Source organism: Corynebacterium mendelii, from assembly GCF_017307055.1.
GTDB lineage: Bacteria > Actinomycetota > Actinomycetes > Mycobacteriales > Mycobacteriaceae > Corynebacterium > Corynebacterium mendelii.
In genome coordinates this window covers 360,950-377,295 of record NZ_JAFLEQ010000008.1, presented here as the reverse complement: position 1 = coordinate 377,295, position 16,346 = coordinate 360,950, and the positions used below count along the sequence as shown (strand labels likewise).

The following is a 16,346-nucleotide window of genomic DNA, read 5'->3' as shown; positions in this document are numbered from 1 at the left end:
GGCCGGGCCGGTGGCTGTCACGGCCGGTACAAAAGGTCAGCTTCCGGAGCCGGGTTGCTGCCCTTTGTCCGCCTGCCCGGGGAAAAAGACCTCGATGAAGGAGTTGATGACCGCCCGGATTCCGGCGATGGCCATGTAGCAGGAATCGGTGAGCTGCTCGTCGGTGACACCGCCGGGCACGAACACCGGCACATCGATGCTGAGCACCACCCCGTGCTCGGGGAACACGGTGGCCGATACCTGCACCAGTTCGGTTGCCTCATTGGCGAAGGTCACCCACGCCAGAACGTCGTCGAAGCGGTCGGCGGCAAGCGCATGGTCGGGCAGTTGCGAGGACACCGTGTAGAGCACATGCGCCTGGGTGGTGTCGAAACGGTAGGGGTGCCCCTCGATGAGGGTGTAGAGGGTTGCGGTGTCGTCGCCCTGGGTGCGCGCATCAACACCGGCGGCGGCCAGCACCGCTTTGATGCGGGTGGCCGTCACCGGACGGATGGTGTCGGTGGGGGTGGTTTTTTCGCTGTTGTCGCTCACTTGTCGTTGTCCTCCCGGGAACGCTCGACGACCAGGCCGTCGAACAGGCTGTCCAGTTCACTGCGGGCGCCATCAAAAGTCTGGATGATCACCTGGGTCAGGGCCGCCAGCTGCTCATCGGTGGCGCCGGTGGCCGCCGGGTGGGCGTGCTCGAGAATAATGCCCTTCAGCTTGGCGCTGGCCACGATTTTCGGGGCCAGGTGGCTGCCGTTGAATTCGTTGATTTTCCGGGCCGCTTTCTCGAATGAGCCGCCGTCGGGGATCTGCCGGTTCCACAGCCCGGCGAAGCGCAGGATCCCGTTGTTGACGGTGACTTCGACGGCGATGTCCGGCAGGCCGAACAAACAAACCTCATTGTCTTTGTTGAGGGTCTCAACCCCCCTGCTGGTCAATAGTGTGTCGATGCGTTCGACGGTGATGTCCGGTTGGGACATGGCTTTGTTACTCCTTGGACTGGGCGGCGCGGGCTGCGGCCGTCGGATCGGTGAAGCCGAAATGGGTGCAGTAGCGGCCGGCGAATTCCACGCAGCCGGTGATGGCGCGTTCCATCATTTCCTGCAGCTGTAGATCATCAAGCCCGGCCGGGGCGAAAATCGGGCAGTCGGCGACCGCCGTGACCGTGCCGTCGGCGTGGTCGGTCACGGCCGCGGCATGCACGTAATAGGTTGTGGCGTTGAACCCGTTGACAAACGCCAGCACCTCGTCACAGCGGTCGACCGGCAGCTGGTAGTCGAACAGTGTGGTGTTGACCAGCAGCGCATCCGGGGCTGTGGTGCCGTCGAAACGCAGCGGGGCACCGTTGACGAAGGCGTAGAAACGGTTGTCCTCCGTATCGTTTCCCTCGAAACCGAAGGCGGTGACAAGCGCCATCATGCGGGGCCAGGACAGCGGTGTGACTGTGGTGGATTGGTCGTTGATCGGGTCAGTCATCGGTGGTGTCCCCTGGGGCTGAAAGGTCGGGAAAATCGTTGTCCAACTGGTCGGTGCAGCTGAACACAGCAGAGAAAACCCCCACCAGGAAACTGTCGAGCTGCTGGTCGGTCATCCCGTCGCCGCTGTAGGTCACCGACTCCATGACGAACATTTTCTGCTCGTCGATGACATAGGCTTTCGGCTCCAGCCGGCGGCTGTTGATGTCGTTGGCGGCGGCGCGCAAAGCTGTGATCTGCTCCGGCCTGCGTGGTGTCGCCCGCCAGACGGCGAACACCCGGAATGTGGTGCCTTCCTGTTTCAGCGACACAGTGACCCGGTTGAAGGCAATGACCACACTGCCTGTGGAGGTCGTCGCGGAGGACAGATTTTTCGATGCCGCCCACTGGTGCAGGCGGCTGTTGGTCAAACGGGGATGCGATATGTCGGAAACGGGAATCGAACCACCTTTTTGTCTGGGTTGCGGATAAAGTGTGACGGGGCTTTGCCCATTAACGATACCGGTCGCCGTGGCGGCGGTGTCAGCCACCGGCGGCAGCGGTTGTTCGCCGGGGTGTTTTCAACGGTTTTCCTTTGTCAGGGGGTGTGGTTGCCAGATGCCGCGGACAACTACCGCACAGGGTCCCGGACCGGCTGTGGGCTGGCCGCTTTTGGCTGCGCTGGCCCTGTTGTCGGCCGCCGGGCCGCTGGGCACCGATATGTATCTGCCCTCCCTTGCCGGAATGGTGGACCATCTGCACACCACCGCCCCTGTGGTGCAGCTGACCATGTCGGCATTCATGATCGGCATGGGCCTCGGCCAGCTTGTCGCCGGTCCGGTCAGTGACCTGGTGGGCAGGAAAAGCGTGCTCATTGTTTCCGTGGCGGTGTTCATGCTCGGATCCTTCGGCTGCGCCGCCGCCGGCGGGGTGGGGACACTGATTGCTTTCCGGGCGTTGTCCGGCCTGGCCGGCGGGGCCGGGGTGGTGGTCGCCCGGGCGGTGATACCGGATGTGGTCACCGGAACGGCTGCGGCCTCGGCGTTGTCGGCGCTGATGGCCATCCAGGGGCTGGCGCCGGTGATCGCCCCGTTGATCGGCGGATTCGCCACACCCCATATCGGCTGGCGGGGCATTTTCGTGGTGCTGGCGGCCATCAACGCCGTCGGCCTGCTGCTGGCGGTCACGGTGGTGCCCGAAACCCTGCCGCCGGACAACAGAAGCGGCACCGGGCTTGCCGGGTTGACCGACGGGTTTGCTTTCTGCCTGACAAACCGCGGCTTTGTCGCCTACACCACAAGTTTCGGCATCGGCTTCGGGGTGCTGTTCAGCTGGATTGCGGCCTCCCCGTTCGTCATGCAGAACGCCTTCGGCTTCTCCCCCGGCGGCTATGCGGTGGTTTTCGCCGTCAACGCGCTGCTGATTGTGGCCGGGTCGGCCCTGTCGGCGGTGGCGGTCAACCGCATCGGTCCGCAGCGGCTGCTGCTGTCGGCCCTGTCGGCCAGTGTGGCCGCCGCCGTGGTGCTGCTGGCTTTCACCACTGTCGCCGGCGACTTGGTGGCGGTGGTGCTCGGATGCGTGGCGGTGGTCTCACTGGCGGCGGGAGTCATCCTGGGAAATGCCACCGCCCTGGCTCTGGCCAGCCTGGCAGGCCGTCACACCGGGGCAGGGTCCGGGCTGGCCGGTGCCACCCAATTTCTTGTCGCCGCCGTGCTGGCGCCGCTGCTCGGCCTGTGGGAGGATCCTGTCGCCGGTATGGCGTGGGTGATGACAGGCTGCGCCTGTGTGGCACTGGTGGCGTGCCTGGCCGGGCGACGGATACGGTAAGAGGCTATGGCACCGTTGATTTTCCTGCAGCAGAACCCGACTCCGGTGGAACAGGTCACCGACACCGTCAGAAAATTGAGCTGGACCGGGGTGGGCTACGGGCTGTTGATCCTGCTTTTTTCGGTGCTCATCGCCTGGGGTGTGCGGGTGGTGGTGCAATGGGTGTTGTCCGTGTGGGTCAAACGCAGCGACTCCTCGGCGCGGATCCTCGCCCAGCTGGCCCAGTGGGCGATTGTGCTGCTCGGCACGGCGGTCGCGCTGGCCTACGTTTTCCCCTCCATCAAACCGGTCAACCTGGTCGGTGGACTGGGCGTGGTCTCCATTGCCGCCGGTATCGCCTTCCAGACGGTGCTGGGCAACATGTTCGCCGGGCTGGTGATCCTGTGGCGGCAAACCCCGGTGGTGGGGGACCAGATCCGGATGAATGATGTGGCGGGCACCATCACCAATATCGAACTCTCGCGCACCACCGTCAACACCTTCGACGGCCGCCAGGTGCTGATCCCCAATGGTCTGCTGCACGAATCAGTGGTGACCGTGCAAACCGAAAACCCGGCTGTGCGCACTGCTTTCACCGTCAAAATCCGGGACCCGGAACAGTTCCGCACGGCCCGCGATCTTGCCGTGGCGGCACTCGGCCCGGTCCCGGAGGTTCTCGACGACCCGGCCCCGCTGGCGGTGCTGCGCCAGGTCGGCGACGGCATGGCCACCATGGAGGTGCGTTTCTGGTCCGGTTCCACCCAGTTCGAAACAGTCACCGCCCTCGACCAGGCGATCCTGGCTGTCGTCGAGGCGCTGCGGGTGGCCGGGATCAGATTCAGCCCCGACAATGTGATGGTGCTCTCCGACGGGGATGCCGACAACTAGTGCCCCGGCTGTCCGGCTTGTTCTAGCGCCACTCGAGTTCGGGGGCGCAGTCGTCGCAGATGAGTTTCAATTCCCGGCCGCCATCGCCGCGGGTGTTGCGGAACATGTTGGTTTCCTGCCCGCAGTTGAAACAGTGCCCGAGCTGCTTGGCTTCACCGGGAAATTCCAGGTGCATGCGTTTGTCGAAGACGAAGACCGAGCCTTCCCACAGGCCTTCGTTGCCGAAGGCCTCCCCGTATTTCACGATCCCGCCGTCAAGCTGGTAGACCTCGTTGAAACCGCGGTGTTTCATCAACGAGGTGAGCACCTCACAGCGGATCCCACCGGTGCAGTAGGTCACCACCGGTTTATCTTTCAGACGGTCGTATTTGCCGGATTCGAGTTCCTTCAGGAAATCCCGGGTGGTCTCCACATCGGGGACAATCGCGCCCCGGAATTTGCCGATCTCCGCCTCGCGGGCGTTGCGTCCGTCGAAAAACACCACTTCGTCGCCTTTTTCCTCGACCAGTGCATGCAGCTGCTGCGGGGTGAGGTGAATACCGCCGTCGACCACCCCGTTGCCGTCGACTTCAAGCTCCTCCGGGGCGCCGAAGGCGACGATCTCGTCCCGGACTTTGACCATCAGGCGGGGAAAATCGTCGGCCGAGCCGTCTGAGGATTTGAAATCGATGTCGGCAAACGGCGGGTATTTGCGCATCTGTTTCATGTAGCGCTTGATGTCTTTCACATCCCCGCCGACGGTGCCGTTGATGCCGTGCGTGGACACCAGGATGCGGCCTTTCAGGTTCAGGCGGGCGCACAGCGATTTCTGCCACAGCATAATGGACGTCGGATCGGCCAGCGGGGTGAAACGGTAGTAGAGCAGGATTTTATCTTGGGACACAACCCACCAGCGTAAACCGCCTGCCGGGAAAAAGAAAAACACCCTTCGCCCATCCCGTGGCGGGGTGGGTGAAGGGTGCTTGTGGTGGTGTCGTTTACCGCCAGAGAGTGGCTTTAACGGGCCTTCTCCGCGATTTCGACGAGACGGTGGTGCTTGTCTTTCGACAGCGGCCGGGTCTCTTCGATGATGACACGGTCGCCGATACCGGCGATTTCCTGCTCATCGTGGGCTTTGACCCGCTTGTTGGTGCGGATCGTCTTGCCGTACAGGGAGTGCTGACGACGGTCTTCGAGCTCCACGACGATGGTTTTGGACATCTTCGTGGAAACGACGTAGCCGGTGCGGCGTTTACGGGCACCACGCTGATTTTCTGTGGTTTCGCTCATGGGTTATACCTCCGCTCCGGGGACGACGGACAGGCCGAGTTCGCGTTCGCGGATCACCGTGTAGATACGGGCGATGTCACGCTTGACGACGCGGAGCCTGCGGTTGTTGGACAGCTGACCGGTCGCCATCTGGAAGCGGAGGTTGAACAGCTCCTCCTTGGCTTCCTGAAGACGCTGGTCAAGCTCTTCCGCGTTCAGTTCGCGGAGCTCGTGTGCGGGAATTCCTGTTGCCATTTAGAGCTGATCCTCCTTCCTGATGATGCGGACCTTGCAGGGCAGTTTCTGGGCTGCGCGGCGCAGCGCCTCGATGGCGACCTCTTCGTTGGGGTAGCTCATCTCGAACAGGACTCTGCCGGGGCGCACGTTGGCGACCCACTTTTCGACCGGGCCTTTACCGGAACCCATACGCACGCCGAGCGGCTTCTGGGTCAGGGGACGGTCCGGGAAGATGTTGATCCACACCTTGCCACCACGCTTGACGTGGCGGTTGATGGCGATACGGGCGGCTTCGATCTGACGGTTGGTGACGTAGGCCGGCTCGAGAGCCTGGATGCCGAAATCACCGAAGGTGACCTTGTTTCCGCCCTTGGACACGCCACGACGGTGCGGGCGGTGCTGGCGACGGTATTTGACGCGCTTGGGGATAAGCATGGTTGTTAGCCCTCCTGCTTCTGCTCAGCGCGCTGGCGGCGCTGGCCGCCGCGGCGCGGGCGCTCGCCACGGCGGGGGCCGCCGCGACGCTCCGCCGGAGCGTTCATCTCGGACTCGCGCTTGCCGCCGACGACGTCACCTTTGTAGATCCACACCTTGACGCCGATGCGTCCGAAGGTGGTGTGGGCTTCGTAGGTGCCGTAGTCGATTTCGGCGCGAAGCGTGTGCAGCGGGACGCGTCCCTCGTGGTAACGCTCGGTGCGCGACATTTCCGCGCCGCCGAGACGACCGGCACACATGATCTTGATGCCTTTGACCTGCGGCTGGCGCATCGCGGACTGGATGGCCTTACGCATCGCACGGCGGAAAGCCACGCGGTTGGTCAGCTGCTCGGCGATGGACTGGGCCACCAGCTGGGCATTGGCGTCAATGTTTTTGACTTCCAGGATATTGAGCGCGACCTGCTTGCCGGTCAGCTTCTCCAGCTCACCGCGGATGCGGTCAGCCTCGGAGCCGCGGCGGCCGATCACGATCCCGGGACGGGCGGTGTGGATGTCCACACGCACGCGGTCACGGGTGCGCTCGATGACGACATCGGCGATACCCGCGCGGTTGAGTCCCTTGGAGAGGAACTCGCGGATCTTGATGTCTTCAGCCAGGTAGTCGGCGTAGTTCTTGTCGGCGTACCAGCGGGACTTCCAGTCCGAGGTGATGCCGAGCCGGAGGCCGTGGGGATGGATTTTCTGGCCCACTAGTTGTCACTTCCCTTCTCGGAGACCACAACGGTGATGTGGCTGGTGCGCTTGCGGACGTGGAATGCACGGCCCTGGGCGCGGGGGCGGAACCGACGCATGGTCGGACCTTCGTCGGCGTAAGCCTCGGAGATGAACAGTTTGTCGCGGTTGAGACCGAAGTTGTTTTCGGCGTTCGCGGCGGCGGACTGCACAACCTTGGCAACCGGCTCGGAAGCAGCCTGCGGGGCGTACTTCAGGATGGCCAGTGCTTCGTCGAGGGACTTGCCGCGGACCAGATCGAGCACGCGGCGGGCCTTGAAGGGGGTGACGCGGATGAACCGGGCGACGGCTTTCGCCGAGGTGATGGTGTCTTCACTCATGGTTTATCGCCTGCCCTTCTTCTTGTCGTCCTTGATGTGACCCTTGAAGGTCTTGGTCGGGGCGAATTCGCCCAGTTTGTGGCCGACCATCGAATCGTCCACGAACACCGGCACGTGCTTGCGACCGTCGTGGACGGCGAAGGTGTGGCCGATGAAATCGGGGAGGATTGTGGAGCGGCGGGACCAGGTTTTGATAACCTGCTTGGTTCCCTTTTCGTTTTGAGCGTCCACCTTAGCGAGGAGGTGCTCGTCAACGAAGGGGCCTTTTTTGAGGCTGCGAGGCATTTATCTATTCCCTCCTCTAGCGTTTCTTGGACTTGTTGGAACGGCGGCGGCGGACAATCATCTTGTCGCTCGGACGGTTGGGCTTGCGGGTGCGGCCCTCGGGGGTGCCCCACGGGCTGACCGGGTGGCGACCACCGGAGGTCTTGCCCTCGCCACCACCGTGCGGGTGGTCGACGGGGTTCATCACGACACCACGCACGGTCGGGCGGACGCCCTTCCAGCGCATGCGGCCGGCTTTGCCCCAGCGGATGTTGATCTGGTCGGCGTTGCCGACCTCACCCACGGTCGCGCGGCAGCGGATGTCGACGCGGCGGATTTCCGAGGAGGGCATACGCAGCACGGCGTATTTGCCTTCTTTACCCAGAAGCTGGATGGAGGCACCGGCGGAACGGGCCAGTTTGGCTCCGCCACCGGGGCGCAGCTCGACGCAGTGCACGGTGGCACCGGCCGGGATGTTGCGCAGCGGCAGGTTGTTGCCGGGCTTGATGTCGGCGGTGGCACCGGATTCAACGGTGGCACCCTGCACCAGGTTCTTCGGCGCGATGATGTAGCGCTTCTCACCGTCGGCGTAGTGCAGCAGCGCGATGTTGGCGGTGCGGTTCGGGTCGTATTCGATGTGGGCGACCTTGGCCGGCACGCCGTCCTTGTCCCGACGCTTGAAGTCGATGACACGGTACTTGCGCTTGTGGCCACCACCCTTGTGGCGGGTGGTGATGTGACCGTGGACGTTGCGTCCACCGGTCTTGTGCAGCGGGCGCAGCAGGCTCTTCTCAGGTGTGGAACGAGTGATTTCCTCGAACATCGACACAGAAGAGGCGCGGCGACCGGGGGTTGTCGGCTTGTACTTTCTGATAGCCATAGTGTTTAAAAACTCCCTTTAACGGTTCGGTATCTGGCGGGTAAGGGGGTCATCCCTTAACCGGCAGAGCCGCCGAAAATGTCGATGGGGTCGCTGCCGTCGGCAAGAGTGACGTAGGCGCGCTTGGTGGCCTTGCGCTGGCCGTAGCCGAAGCGGGTGCGCTTGCGCTTGCCCTTGCGGTTGGCGGTGTTCACGGAAGCCACACGCACGCCGAAGATTTCTTCGACAGCCTGCTTGATCTCCGTCTTGTGGGCGTCCGTGCGGACGTAGAAGACGTAGGTCAGCTGCTCCATGAGGCCGTAGGATTTCTCCGAAACGACCGGCGCGATGATGATGTCACGGGCGTTGAATGTCATTTATTTTCCCTCCCTGCCGGTGGCACGGTCGATGAAGGTGTTCAGCGCCGCGACAGAGAACACGATGTCGTCGCTTTTCAGGACATCGAAGGTGTTGAGCTGGTCTTCGGTGATCAGCGACACGTTGTCCAGGTTGCGGGCCGACTTCCAGCTGGCGACATCTTCGCGGGGAAGAACGACCAGGATGGATTTGCGCTCCGAGATGGTCGACAGGAGCTTCTTGGCGGCCTTGGTCGACGGGGTCTGGCCGGAGACCAGTTCCTCGACAACGTGGATACGCTCGTGGCGTGCCCGGTCGGTCAGCGCGCCACGCAGGGCGGCGGCCTTCATTTTCTTCGGGGTGCGCTGGGCGTAGTCACGCGGCTGCGGGCCGTGGGAGATGCCGCCGCCCGCGAAGTGCGGGGCGCGGATCGAACCCTGGCGGGCGCGGCCGGTGCCCTTCTGGCGGAACGGCTTTTTGCCGCCGCCGGAGACCATGGCGCGGGTTTTGGTGGCGTGGGTGCCCTGGCGCTTGGCGGCCAGCTGGGCGTTGACGACCTGGTGGATCAGCGCGATGGAGGCTTCACGGTCGAAAATCTCGGCCGGGAGTTCCACGGTGCCGTTGGTCTGGCCGTCGGCGGTCAGTACATCGAGAGTCAGGTTGCTCATGCGTGTGCACCGCCCTTCACTGCGGTTTTGACGGTGACGAGTCCGCCGCGCACACCGGGGATGGCTCCCTTGATGAGCAGCAGATTGGACTCGGCGTCGATCTTCTGGATTTTCAGGTTCTGGGTGGTGACCCGGTCGTTACCCATGCGGCCCGCCATCCGGGTGCCCTTGAAGACACGGCCCGGGGTGGCGCAGGCGCCGATGCCGCCGACGCGGCGGTGGGCGGCCTGGTTACCGTGGGCGGCACCCTGGCCGGCGAAGCCGTGGCGCTTCATGGCGCCCGCGTAGCCTTTGCCCTTGGTGGTGCCGGTGACGTCGACGAATTCGATGCCGTCGAAGATGTCGACGGTGACGTCCTGGCCGACTTCATAGTCGGACACATCGTCCATGCGGATCTCGGCGCTGTGGCGGCGCGGGGTAACACCCGCGGCCTTGAAGTGGCCGGTCTGCGGTTTTTTGACCTTGCGGGGGTCGATGTCGCCGAACGCGATCTGGATGGCCGAGTAGCCGTCCTTTTCAACGGTCCGGATCTGGGTGACGACACAGGGCCCGGCTTCAACGACGGTGACCGGAACGACCCGGTTGTCCTCGTCGAAGACCTGGGTCATGCCGAGCTTGGTGCCCAGAATCCCCTTGATCTTGGTTTCACTCATTGGTTTGTTTCTCCGCTGCCTTGAAATAAGTAGTGGTAGCTCGTGCAGGTGTTCAGAATGTCTTTAACCAAAGACACACCGGACGGCCTGCTTACTGGATGTTCACGTCCACGGACGCCGGAAGGTCGATGCGCATGAGCGCGTCGACGGTTTTCGGAGTCGGATCGAGGATGTCGATGAGGCGCTTGTGTGTGCGCATCTCGAAGTGCTCGCGCGAGTCCTTGTACTTGTGGGGCGAACGAATAACGGCGTACACGTTCTTTTCAGTGGGCAACGGCACCGGTCCCACGACGCGGGCACCCGTACGGGTAACCGTCTCGACGATCCTCTTCGCGGAGGCGTCGATCGCTTCGTGGTCGTAGGCCTTGAGCCTGATGCGGATCTTCTGTCCCGCCACGTTAAACCTCTTTCTCGGGCGAACAGCCCCACGTCAAAATACGCCGGGCGGGAAAACCTGCCGGTCACCACGCCCTGGGGCGCGAGTGGTGGAGTCTGTCCGCTTTGTCATTTCTCTATAACGTTGTCCGGACCCCGGATTGAGTGAGGGGATTCACGGTTGCAACGCCAGTTGTTGGTCGTGTCCACCACACCGCCAAAACGGCCGGTCCGCGTGATCCCCGGGGAGGAAACCACCCGGGCGCCGCCGGTGAGGAAACTCGGTCCCCTCCGGCGTGGTGGCACCGTGGCACCAGAAAGTGGTGTCAAGTACCTACTGCCGCTGTGTGATTGCCATCCCCTTGAAAAACCCGGGTCAACCGGCTCCCCGCACCCGGGCGTGTCGCACGTCCGGAACGCACGGGAAGATTCCCGCGCCATCTGCCGGGCAACCGGCAGACCCACGCGCGGGCGTTTTTAACAAGTGTGATGTTTGCTCCACCAGCACCGTATCCGGTGTCGCCGGGAAAAGTTCGACCTTCGCTTACAAAGGGCAGTTCCCGCGGTTGTGACGGGCTTGCCTTTCAGCCTGGTGACATGAGGCGGTGTGTTAGAGCAACCCGGCTATTAAAGCACACCGGGCCGGCTCACACAAACCCCCGCGGCAGATTTTTCCGGCCCCCGGCACGGTGACGGCACCCGCCCCACCCCCTGCCCCCTCCCCCGGGTCCCGGCGATCTTCTCGGTTACGGACCTGCCGCCGCGCCGGCATACCCTCACGGGTACCTCGTTCGGGGGCATATCCGGCTGCGCCGCACACACTGCCGCGCCACCCGGACGACACGTCCGCCCCGACGGACGGGGGGAGGCGGGGCAAACAGAACTCCCCCTTCGGCGGGTGTGACCTGCCCCGGTGTGGTGATACGAACAGGCTGTTTGCCGTTACAGCGGCCCAAATCTTGCAATCTCGTAACAGCAAGTGGCGCCGACGGGCACGCAGCCGCATATTCACCTACTATCGTGCTTGTGCCACAGGGCACGGGACGTCACACGCCCGCCGCCCGTCAACCGGGTCCCGCGTTCACACGCGGAGCGCGCGGAGTTTTTCATCCGCCGGTTCCCGACGGTGGCGTCAACCGACCAACTATGAATCATCTCTCAAGGAGAAACTCACATGAGCGAAAACAACACAGAGGCCAAGGGCAAGGACATCGAGCAGGTCAACTCCGCTCTGGAAACCGATCACGGCCGCACCCACATCGAGGATGTTGTCGTTTCCAAGATCGCCGGCATGGCTGCCCGCGAGGTGTCCGGCGTCCACGCTCTCGGTGGCTCCGGTGCCCGCATGGCCGGCGCCATCCGCGACGCCTTCGGCTCCCGCACCAACGTGCAGCAGGGTGTCTCCGTTGAGGTCGGCGAGTCGCAGGCTGCCGTCGACGTAGCCATCGTCGCCGAGTACGGTGTCGCCATCCACGAGCTGGCCGAGGCCATCCGCAAGAACATCATCAACGCCATTGAGCGCATGACCGGCCTGGAGGTCACCGAAGTTAACGTCACCGTCCACGACGTTCACCTGGAACTGGAAGACGACGAGGACGACGAGGAAGAAGAGAAGGAGCCCCGCTCCATCGAGGCTCCCGAGAAGTCCGAGCAGCCCGCCCGCGTCAAGTAAGGGCCGCGCGACGTGCGAGACGACTTGCTCGACCGCGAACAGGCCGAACAACTAGCCCGGGAGATTTGTGACCTGGACGGGGTTGCCGGCCTGTACGGGGGTCAATTCGGCGAAGTGGCCATGCTCTTCCCCGGGGAACGGGTACGTGGACTGCACGCGTCCACCCCGCGGGATGACAGTGAGGCCCCCCACCTGGAAGTCTTCGTCATTGTTGACGGCGACCTGCAGCCGAATCTCGAAGAACTCGCATCCACGATCCGCGACACCGCGGCACGCTACACCGACGCACCCGTCGACGTGACCGTATCCGACGTCGAATAAGTGGAAACCGCACCCCGCCGCAGGGCGGGGTGCACCCGCCGGGACAGCCCGTGGACTGCAAGCCGCGTCTTCACTCCCCCGCATCCCTTGACCGGGATGAGACAACACCTTCATTGACAAGACAACGCCCGCACGCCGCGTTTTTCCGCCCACCGTCACAACCGGCCCCGCCAAGTGTGTGACGGTGTGTGTCGGTCAAACCCGTGCGGGCTGTTGTGTTCGGCAGACCCGGACAACACAGTCAGCTTTTCCAGCCACCAGTAACCCGGTGCCGTCAACCGCCAGCGCGTTTTCCCAAAAACCCTCCGGCCACCCGGTACCCCGCGGGGTGCCAGCAACCGTCACCCCGCCGATAGACAAACGTAACTCACCGCCACCTAACGAAAGAGTGTCATGAAAAACTACACCGCCATCGGCCTCGCCGTGGGTATCGCCATAGCCTTCGCCATTATCTGGGGAGGCCTCCCCGGCTTCATCTGGATCGTTATTTTCGGGGGCCTCGGTGGCCTCATCGGCGCCCACTACGAGGGTCGCCTCGATCTGACCTCTGTGATCAGCGGCAACCGCCGCGGTGGCAGGGGGTAAACCACATCCATGACACCTTCACGCGACGACAGGGGCGCCCCCGGCAAAAAGCCGGATAAACCCTTAAACGCCAAACCGGAACCCACCGGCAGACAGGCCATCGACAAGGCACTGCAGGACAAAGCCGCGGCCGACAAAAAAGCCGCGGCCGGGAAAAAATCCTCAGCCGGAAAAAAACCCGGTAAATCCACCCCTGCCCGGCAGGCCAAAAGCCAGGGCACGCTGGATTCCCCGGCGGCCAAACCGTTCCCGGCGACCGGTTCCACGCCTTCCGGAAAGAGCGACCACGACGGCCGCCACCGTGCCCCGGAACGCGGCGCCAGGCACCGTCTCGACGAGGACAACAAACGTCCCCGCCGTACCGGTTCCGGCTCCTCGGAGGGATTGCTCACCGAGGGGCGGACCCCTGCTTTCGGCACGTCAGAGGTTCCCCCGGTCCCCAAGGACAAGGACGCCGCTTCGCCGGTGACCTCCACTTCGGTGCCCACCGCCGACAACTTCAGCGGTGAGGTCGATCCCCCGAAGACCACTCCGCGGGGCACGACAACCGCCGACAAGAAACCGGCCCCGTCACCGAACGCCTACGGCTCCGGCAAGCCCGCGCACACCGGCAACGCCCGTACCGCGCAGTCCGCCGCGGCCACACCGGAACCGGCGAAGAAAAAAGCCGGACCAGCCGAGACAAACACCGCAGCGGCCACCAAGAACGACGCGGCCACCAACAACACCGAGCCGGACGCCAAGCCGGAGGTTTTCGACACACCGACCCATGTTCCCGCAGCCGCGGCCAAGCCCACGGATGCGGCGACACCGGCGACCACGTCCGGTTCCGCCGATGCCGCACAGCCGGTCGACGCGAAACCTGTCAAGGCTGCCGCACCGGCCACACCGGCCAAGCCAAAGCGTGCACCGGCCACGCCGGTTGACCCCCCGGCGCCGTCAACCCCGGCGCCGACCGGCGACAAGGTCGATCATGTCTCAAAGAACATCGACCCGGACAAGGCGGAGGCCCTGGCGGAGCTTCCGCTGCGCCGCCCCACCGCCGACACCGGATCCAACAGGCAGATCAAGATCACCGAGAAAGCCATGAACAAGGTCATTTCGGCCGCTGTTCGGGCTGTTCCCGGCACCATCAGCCGCTCCGAGGGCATCGACAAACTCACCGGCCGGAATTTCCCGCGCTACGAGGTCAGGCTCGACGACGACGGCGACGCGATCTCCATTGACGCCTTCATCGCCGTCGGCTGGCCCGCACCGGTGGCCAAGATCGCCGAGAAAACCCGGGAAACCATCATCACCTGGGTCGGTGACATGACCGATGTTCCGGTGGTCCACGCCAACGTCACGGTCGGCTACGTCGAACCGGGCCATGACCGGGTCACCGCCGCCGAGATCGATGCCTTCGACCCGCATCCGACGCTGACCCCGGTCACCGTCACCCAATCGCGGCCCAACGTCCCGATCATCACCGGCACGTGGGACATCACCCCCCACACCGTCACCGGTGAAGTCGCCGAAAACATCCGGTCGGTTCCGGTGCCCCGCCCCGCCGAACTGCGTGCTTTCAGCCCCGGCAGTATTCCCGAGGCAGTCTCACCGGTCACCAAACCGGCCGCGGAACTGGTCCCGATCAAAAATACGTGGAAGTTGGACCTGCGTCCCATCGAGGTAGCCGACCCGGCGCCCGGGATTCCGGTTGTGGTTGCCGACGAGCAGCCGCTGGCGGAAATCACGGTCCCCGACGAAAAACCACTCAAGCCCATTGAGGTGGCCGCCTGCGGTGATCTCAAGCCGATTGAAGTGGCTCCGGCGCAGGATCTGCGCCCCATCACCGCCACACCGGTCGGCCGGCTGGCACCAACCGAAGCCGCCCCCCAGGCACCGCTTCGCGCCATTGGCACCAGGCCCCGCCAGGTGCGTGGTGTCACTGCCCCCAAACCGGCACCACTGACCAAGGTCACTGACCCGACCCCGCACCGGCTGGCTGACGTGTCAGCACCCAATCCGGTACGGCTCGCCGAGGTCAAAGTCGCCAAGACCCCCAAGCTTTCCACCCCGGAAGCCCCGAAGCTTCGGCTGGCCCGCATCGTGTCCCCCGACGGACACAAAGTCGCCCATCCGCAGGCTCCGGTCGCCCGGCGATTGGCCAAGGTTGAGGTCTCCGCGCCGGAAGTCACACCGGTGGACATGCCGGCCGGCAAAGAGGTGGCCACGGATCTTCTTCCCCCGCAAAAACCGCTGAAGAAAATCACCGTCTCCCCGCTCAACGTCCGATCAATAAAGGTGGTGGACAAATGACAAGCCCCCAGGCAAGCGGTGACCACCGCGGGCAGCAGCCAGTGGCTTCACCGATGGCCCGCTGGATCGTCATGATCCTCGGTGTGGTGTTGCTCGCCCTGGCCGGGGCTGCCGGCCGGGAATTGTGGATCCGCTACACCGACACCAACCAGCAGAGCTGGGCCAGAGTTGTCACCGACTACATCGGGACAATGAGCTACGAGCCGTGGATGTTCTATGCGGGCATCCTCTGCTGTGTTCTGGCCCTGTTTTTACTGTGGTTTGTGTTCAAGCCGCGCTTTAAAACACACCAGCAGCTGATTGACACAAACCAGTCGGTATGGATGCGTCCCATCGACATTGCCCGCATGTCCACTGCCGCCGCGGAAAACATTCCCGGTGTTCAGCATGCCCAGACAACGGTCAAACCCCGTTTAGTCCACCTGTCGATAGTCGGGGACAGCAACGATTCCACGTTGGTTGACCGGGTGGGCCGCACCGTCGGTCCGCTTATCGGCCAAGTGGTCGGGTCCCCGGAGCTGAAGATCACCGTGAGCAGCCCCGAGGAGGAGCAGTCATGAGCAAATCATTGGCAGCCATCGACAGGATCATTGTCCTGCTGGTCGCCCTGGGACTGGCGTTCCTCGGCGTATGGTCGATCCTGTTCTACATCGGCAACTGGTACGCCGTCGAACTGGCGGAATACTGCAACCAGCGCATCTGGCGGGAATCCCCCGACCAGCCCTGGTTCAAGTGGGTTCTGGCAGGCATTGTCGTCGTCGGGGTCGTCTGCGGACTGTGGATGATTCTGGCCAACCTGCGCCGCAAGCGCATCAACCAGATTCATTCCGAACCCGCCTCCACCCACATCGGCGAGATCAAGTTCAGGATTTCCGACATTGGTTCTGCCGTGGCGGGCCAGCTCGAGGACATCCCCCGGGTCAACTCGGTCAAAAGCCTGGTGGCTTTCGACCGGGGCCGTCCCACCATGGACTTCACCATCAACGCCGATGCCGACGCCAACATCCCGATGATCCGTTCCCAAATCGATCAGGCCGAACGGGACATCCGCGACGCCATCGGGACCACCGATGTCGACACGATCTACAAGATTCATCTCGACCAGGTTGAGCACGCCTGACCGGGAC

The 16,346-nt window shown here is 63.8% G+C and carries 24 protein-coding genes; 8 read left to right on the top strand and 16 right to left on the bottom strand.

Translation table 11 applies throughout. The annotated features are described in order from the left end of the window. Positions 1-36: 36 nt before the first annotated feature. Genes JZY06_RS04920 through JZY06_RS04905 form a run of 4 tightly spaced genes read right to left on the bottom strand, consistent with a single transcriptional unit; the run spans position 37 to position 1,870 of the window. Positions 37-531: a YbjN domain-containing protein gene (locus JZY06_RS04920; protein ID WP_207118760.1), complete on the bottom strand. Its 495-nt coding sequence runs from the start codon at positions 529-531 to the stop codon at positions 37-39. Next, positions 528-965: a YbjN domain-containing protein gene (locus JZY06_RS04915; RefSeq protein WP_207118758.1), complete on the bottom strand. Its 438-nt coding sequence runs from the start codon at positions 963-965 to the stop codon at positions 528-530. Before JZY06_RS04915 ends, JZY06_RS04920 begins: the two co-directional genes overlap by 4 nt. Before the next feature lie 7 nt (positions 966-972). Continuing rightward, entirely contained in the window at positions 973-1,461 is a 489-nt protein-coding gene (locus JZY06_RS04910; RefSeq protein ID WP_207118756.1) for a YbjN domain-containing protein, read from the bottom strand. Beyond that, positions 1,454-1,870 carry a YbjN domain-containing protein gene (locus tag JZY06_RS04905; RefSeq protein ID WP_207118754.1) on the bottom strand — a complete coding sequence of 139 codons (417 nt, stop codon included), beginning with the start codon at positions 1,868-1,870 and terminating at the stop codon, positions 1,454-1,456. The genes JZY06_RS04910 and JZY06_RS04905 overlap by 8 nt, the downstream gene beginning before the upstream one ends. Before the next feature lie 226 nt (positions 1,871-2,096). On the opposite strand from JZY06_RS04905, the gene JZY06_RS04900 reads away from it, so the two are divergent. Both JZY06_RS04900 and JZY06_RS04895 read left to right on the top strand, forming a co-directional pair. Further along, positions 2,097-3,266, top strand: coding sequence for a multidrug effflux MFS transporter (locus tag JZY06_RS04900; RefSeq protein WP_207118752.1), 1,170 nt, complete (start codon positions 2,097-2,099; stop codon positions 3,264-3,266). 6 nt (positions 3,267-3,272) lie between these two features. Then, a complete protein-coding gene (locus tag JZY06_RS04895; protein WP_207118749.1) occupies positions 3,273-4,133 on the top strand; it encodes a mechanosensitive ion channel family protein in 861 nt (286 codons plus the stop codon). Between the two features lie 22 nt (positions 4,134-4,155). On the opposite strand, the gene trhO is transcribed toward JZY06_RS04895, so the two are convergent. The 12 genes from trhO to rpsJ form a co-directional block, all read right to left on the bottom strand. Continuing rightward, positions 4,156-5,016: an oxygen-dependent tRNA uridine(34) hydroxylase TrhO gene (gene trhO / locus JZY06_RS04890; RefSeq protein WP_207118747.1), complete on the bottom strand. Its 861-nt coding sequence runs from the start codon at positions 5,014-5,016 to the stop codon at positions 4,156-4,158. A gap of 113 nt (positions 5,017-5,129) precedes the next feature. Then, positions 5,130-5,402, bottom strand: a complete 273-nt coding sequence (rpsQ, locus tag JZY06_RS04885; RefSeq protein ID WP_207118745.1) for a 30S ribosomal protein S17 — start codon at positions 5,400-5,402, stop codon at positions 5,130-5,132. A 3-nt stretch (positions 5,403-5,405) separates the two neighbouring features. Next, the gene (gene rpmC, locus JZY06_RS04880; RefSeq protein WP_207118743.1) at positions 5,406-5,636 is read right to left on the bottom strand and encodes a 50S ribosomal protein L29; all 231 of its coding nucleotides are present in this window, start codon (positions 5,634-5,636) and stop codon (positions 5,406-5,408) included. Continuing rightward, positions 5,637-6,053, bottom strand: a complete 417-nt coding sequence (rplP, locus tag JZY06_RS04875; RefSeq protein WP_207118741.1) for a 50S ribosomal protein L16 — start codon at positions 6,051-6,053, stop codon at positions 5,637-5,639. A gap of 5 nt (positions 6,054-6,058) precedes the next feature. Further along, on the bottom strand, positions 6,059-6,805 hold the full coding sequence (gene rpsC, locus JZY06_RS04870; RefSeq protein ID WP_207118739.1) for a 30S ribosomal protein S3: 747 nt from the start codon (positions 6,803-6,805) through the stop codon (positions 6,059-6,061). After that, the gene (gene rplV / locus JZY06_RS04865; protein ID WP_207118737.1) at positions 6,805-7,167 is read right to left on the bottom strand and encodes a 50S ribosomal protein L22; all 363 of its coding nucleotides are present in this window, start codon (positions 7,165-7,167) and stop codon (positions 6,805-6,807) included. The genes rpsC and rplV overlap by 1 nt, the downstream gene beginning before the upstream one ends. A gap of 3 nt (positions 7,168-7,170) precedes the next feature. Next, complete coding sequence (gene rpsS / locus JZY06_RS04860; protein WP_207118735.1) at positions 7,171-7,452, bottom strand: 30S ribosomal protein S19; 282 nt, start codon at positions 7,450-7,452, stop codon at positions 7,171-7,173. Between the two features lie 16 nt (positions 7,453-7,468). Continuing rightward, complete coding sequence (rplB, locus tag JZY06_RS04855) at positions 7,469-8,311, bottom strand: 50S ribosomal protein L2 (RefSeq protein ID WP_207118733.1); 843 nt, start codon at positions 8,309-8,311, stop codon at positions 7,469-7,471. 56 nt (positions 8,312-8,367) lie between these two features. After that, entirely contained in the window at positions 8,368-8,667 is a 300-nt protein-coding gene (gene rplW, locus JZY06_RS04850) for a 50S ribosomal protein L23 (RefSeq protein ID WP_207118731.1), read from the bottom strand. Beyond that, a complete protein-coding gene (rplD, locus tag JZY06_RS04845; protein WP_207118729.1) occupies positions 8,668-9,315 on the bottom strand; it encodes a 50S ribosomal protein L4 in 648 nt (215 codons plus the stop codon). After that, entirely contained in the window at positions 9,312-9,968 is a 657-nt protein-coding gene (rplC, locus tag JZY06_RS04840; protein WP_207118727.1) for a 50S ribosomal protein L3, read from the bottom strand. The genes rplD and rplC overlap by 4 nt, the downstream gene beginning before the upstream one ends. A 91-nt stretch (positions 9,969-10,059) precedes the next feature. After that, the gene (rpsJ, locus tag JZY06_RS04835) at positions 10,060-10,365 is read right to left on the bottom strand and encodes a 30S ribosomal protein S10 (RefSeq protein ID WP_207118725.1); all 306 of its coding nucleotides are present in this window, start codon (positions 10,363-10,365) and stop codon (positions 10,060-10,062) included. A gap of 1,152 nt (positions 10,366-11,517) precedes the next feature. Here rpsJ and JZY06_RS04830 point away from each other — a divergent pair. From JZY06_RS04830 to JZY06_RS04805, 6 genes are all read left to right on the top strand, one after another. Continuing rightward, positions 11,518-12,015 carry an Asp23/Gls24 family envelope stress response protein gene (locus tag JZY06_RS04830; RefSeq protein WP_207118723.1) on the top strand — a complete coding sequence of 166 codons (498 nt, stop codon included), beginning with the start codon at positions 11,518-11,520 and terminating at the stop codon, positions 12,013-12,015. A 12-nt stretch (positions 12,016-12,027) separates the two neighbouring features. Continuing rightward, entirely contained in the window at positions 12,028-12,336 is a 309-nt protein-coding gene (locus JZY06_RS04825; protein WP_207118721.1) for a hypothetical protein, read from the top strand. A gap of 393 nt (positions 12,337-12,729) precedes the next feature. Beyond that, complete coding sequence (locus tag JZY06_RS04820) at positions 12,730-12,921, top strand: hypothetical protein (protein WP_207118719.1); 192 nt, start codon at positions 12,730-12,732, stop codon at positions 12,919-12,921. Positions 12,922-12,930: 9 nt separating this feature from the next. Further along, complete coding sequence (locus tag JZY06_RS04815) at positions 12,931-15,219, top strand: Asp23/Gls24 family envelope stress response protein (RefSeq protein WP_207118717.1); 2,289 nt, start codon at positions 12,931-12,933, stop codon at positions 15,217-15,219. Further along, positions 15,216-15,779, top strand: coding sequence for a hypothetical protein (locus JZY06_RS04810; protein WP_207118715.1), 564 nt, complete (start codon positions 15,216-15,218; stop codon positions 15,777-15,779). Before JZY06_RS04815 ends, JZY06_RS04810 begins: the two co-directional genes overlap by 4 nt. Then, on the top strand, positions 15,776-16,339 hold the full coding sequence (locus JZY06_RS04805) for an Asp23/Gls24 family envelope stress response protein (RefSeq protein WP_207118713.1): 564 nt from the start codon (positions 15,776-15,778) through the stop codon (positions 16,337-16,339). Before JZY06_RS04810 ends, JZY06_RS04805 begins: the two co-directional genes overlap by 4 nt. The last annotated feature ends 7 nt before the right edge of the window (positions 16,340-16,346 follow it).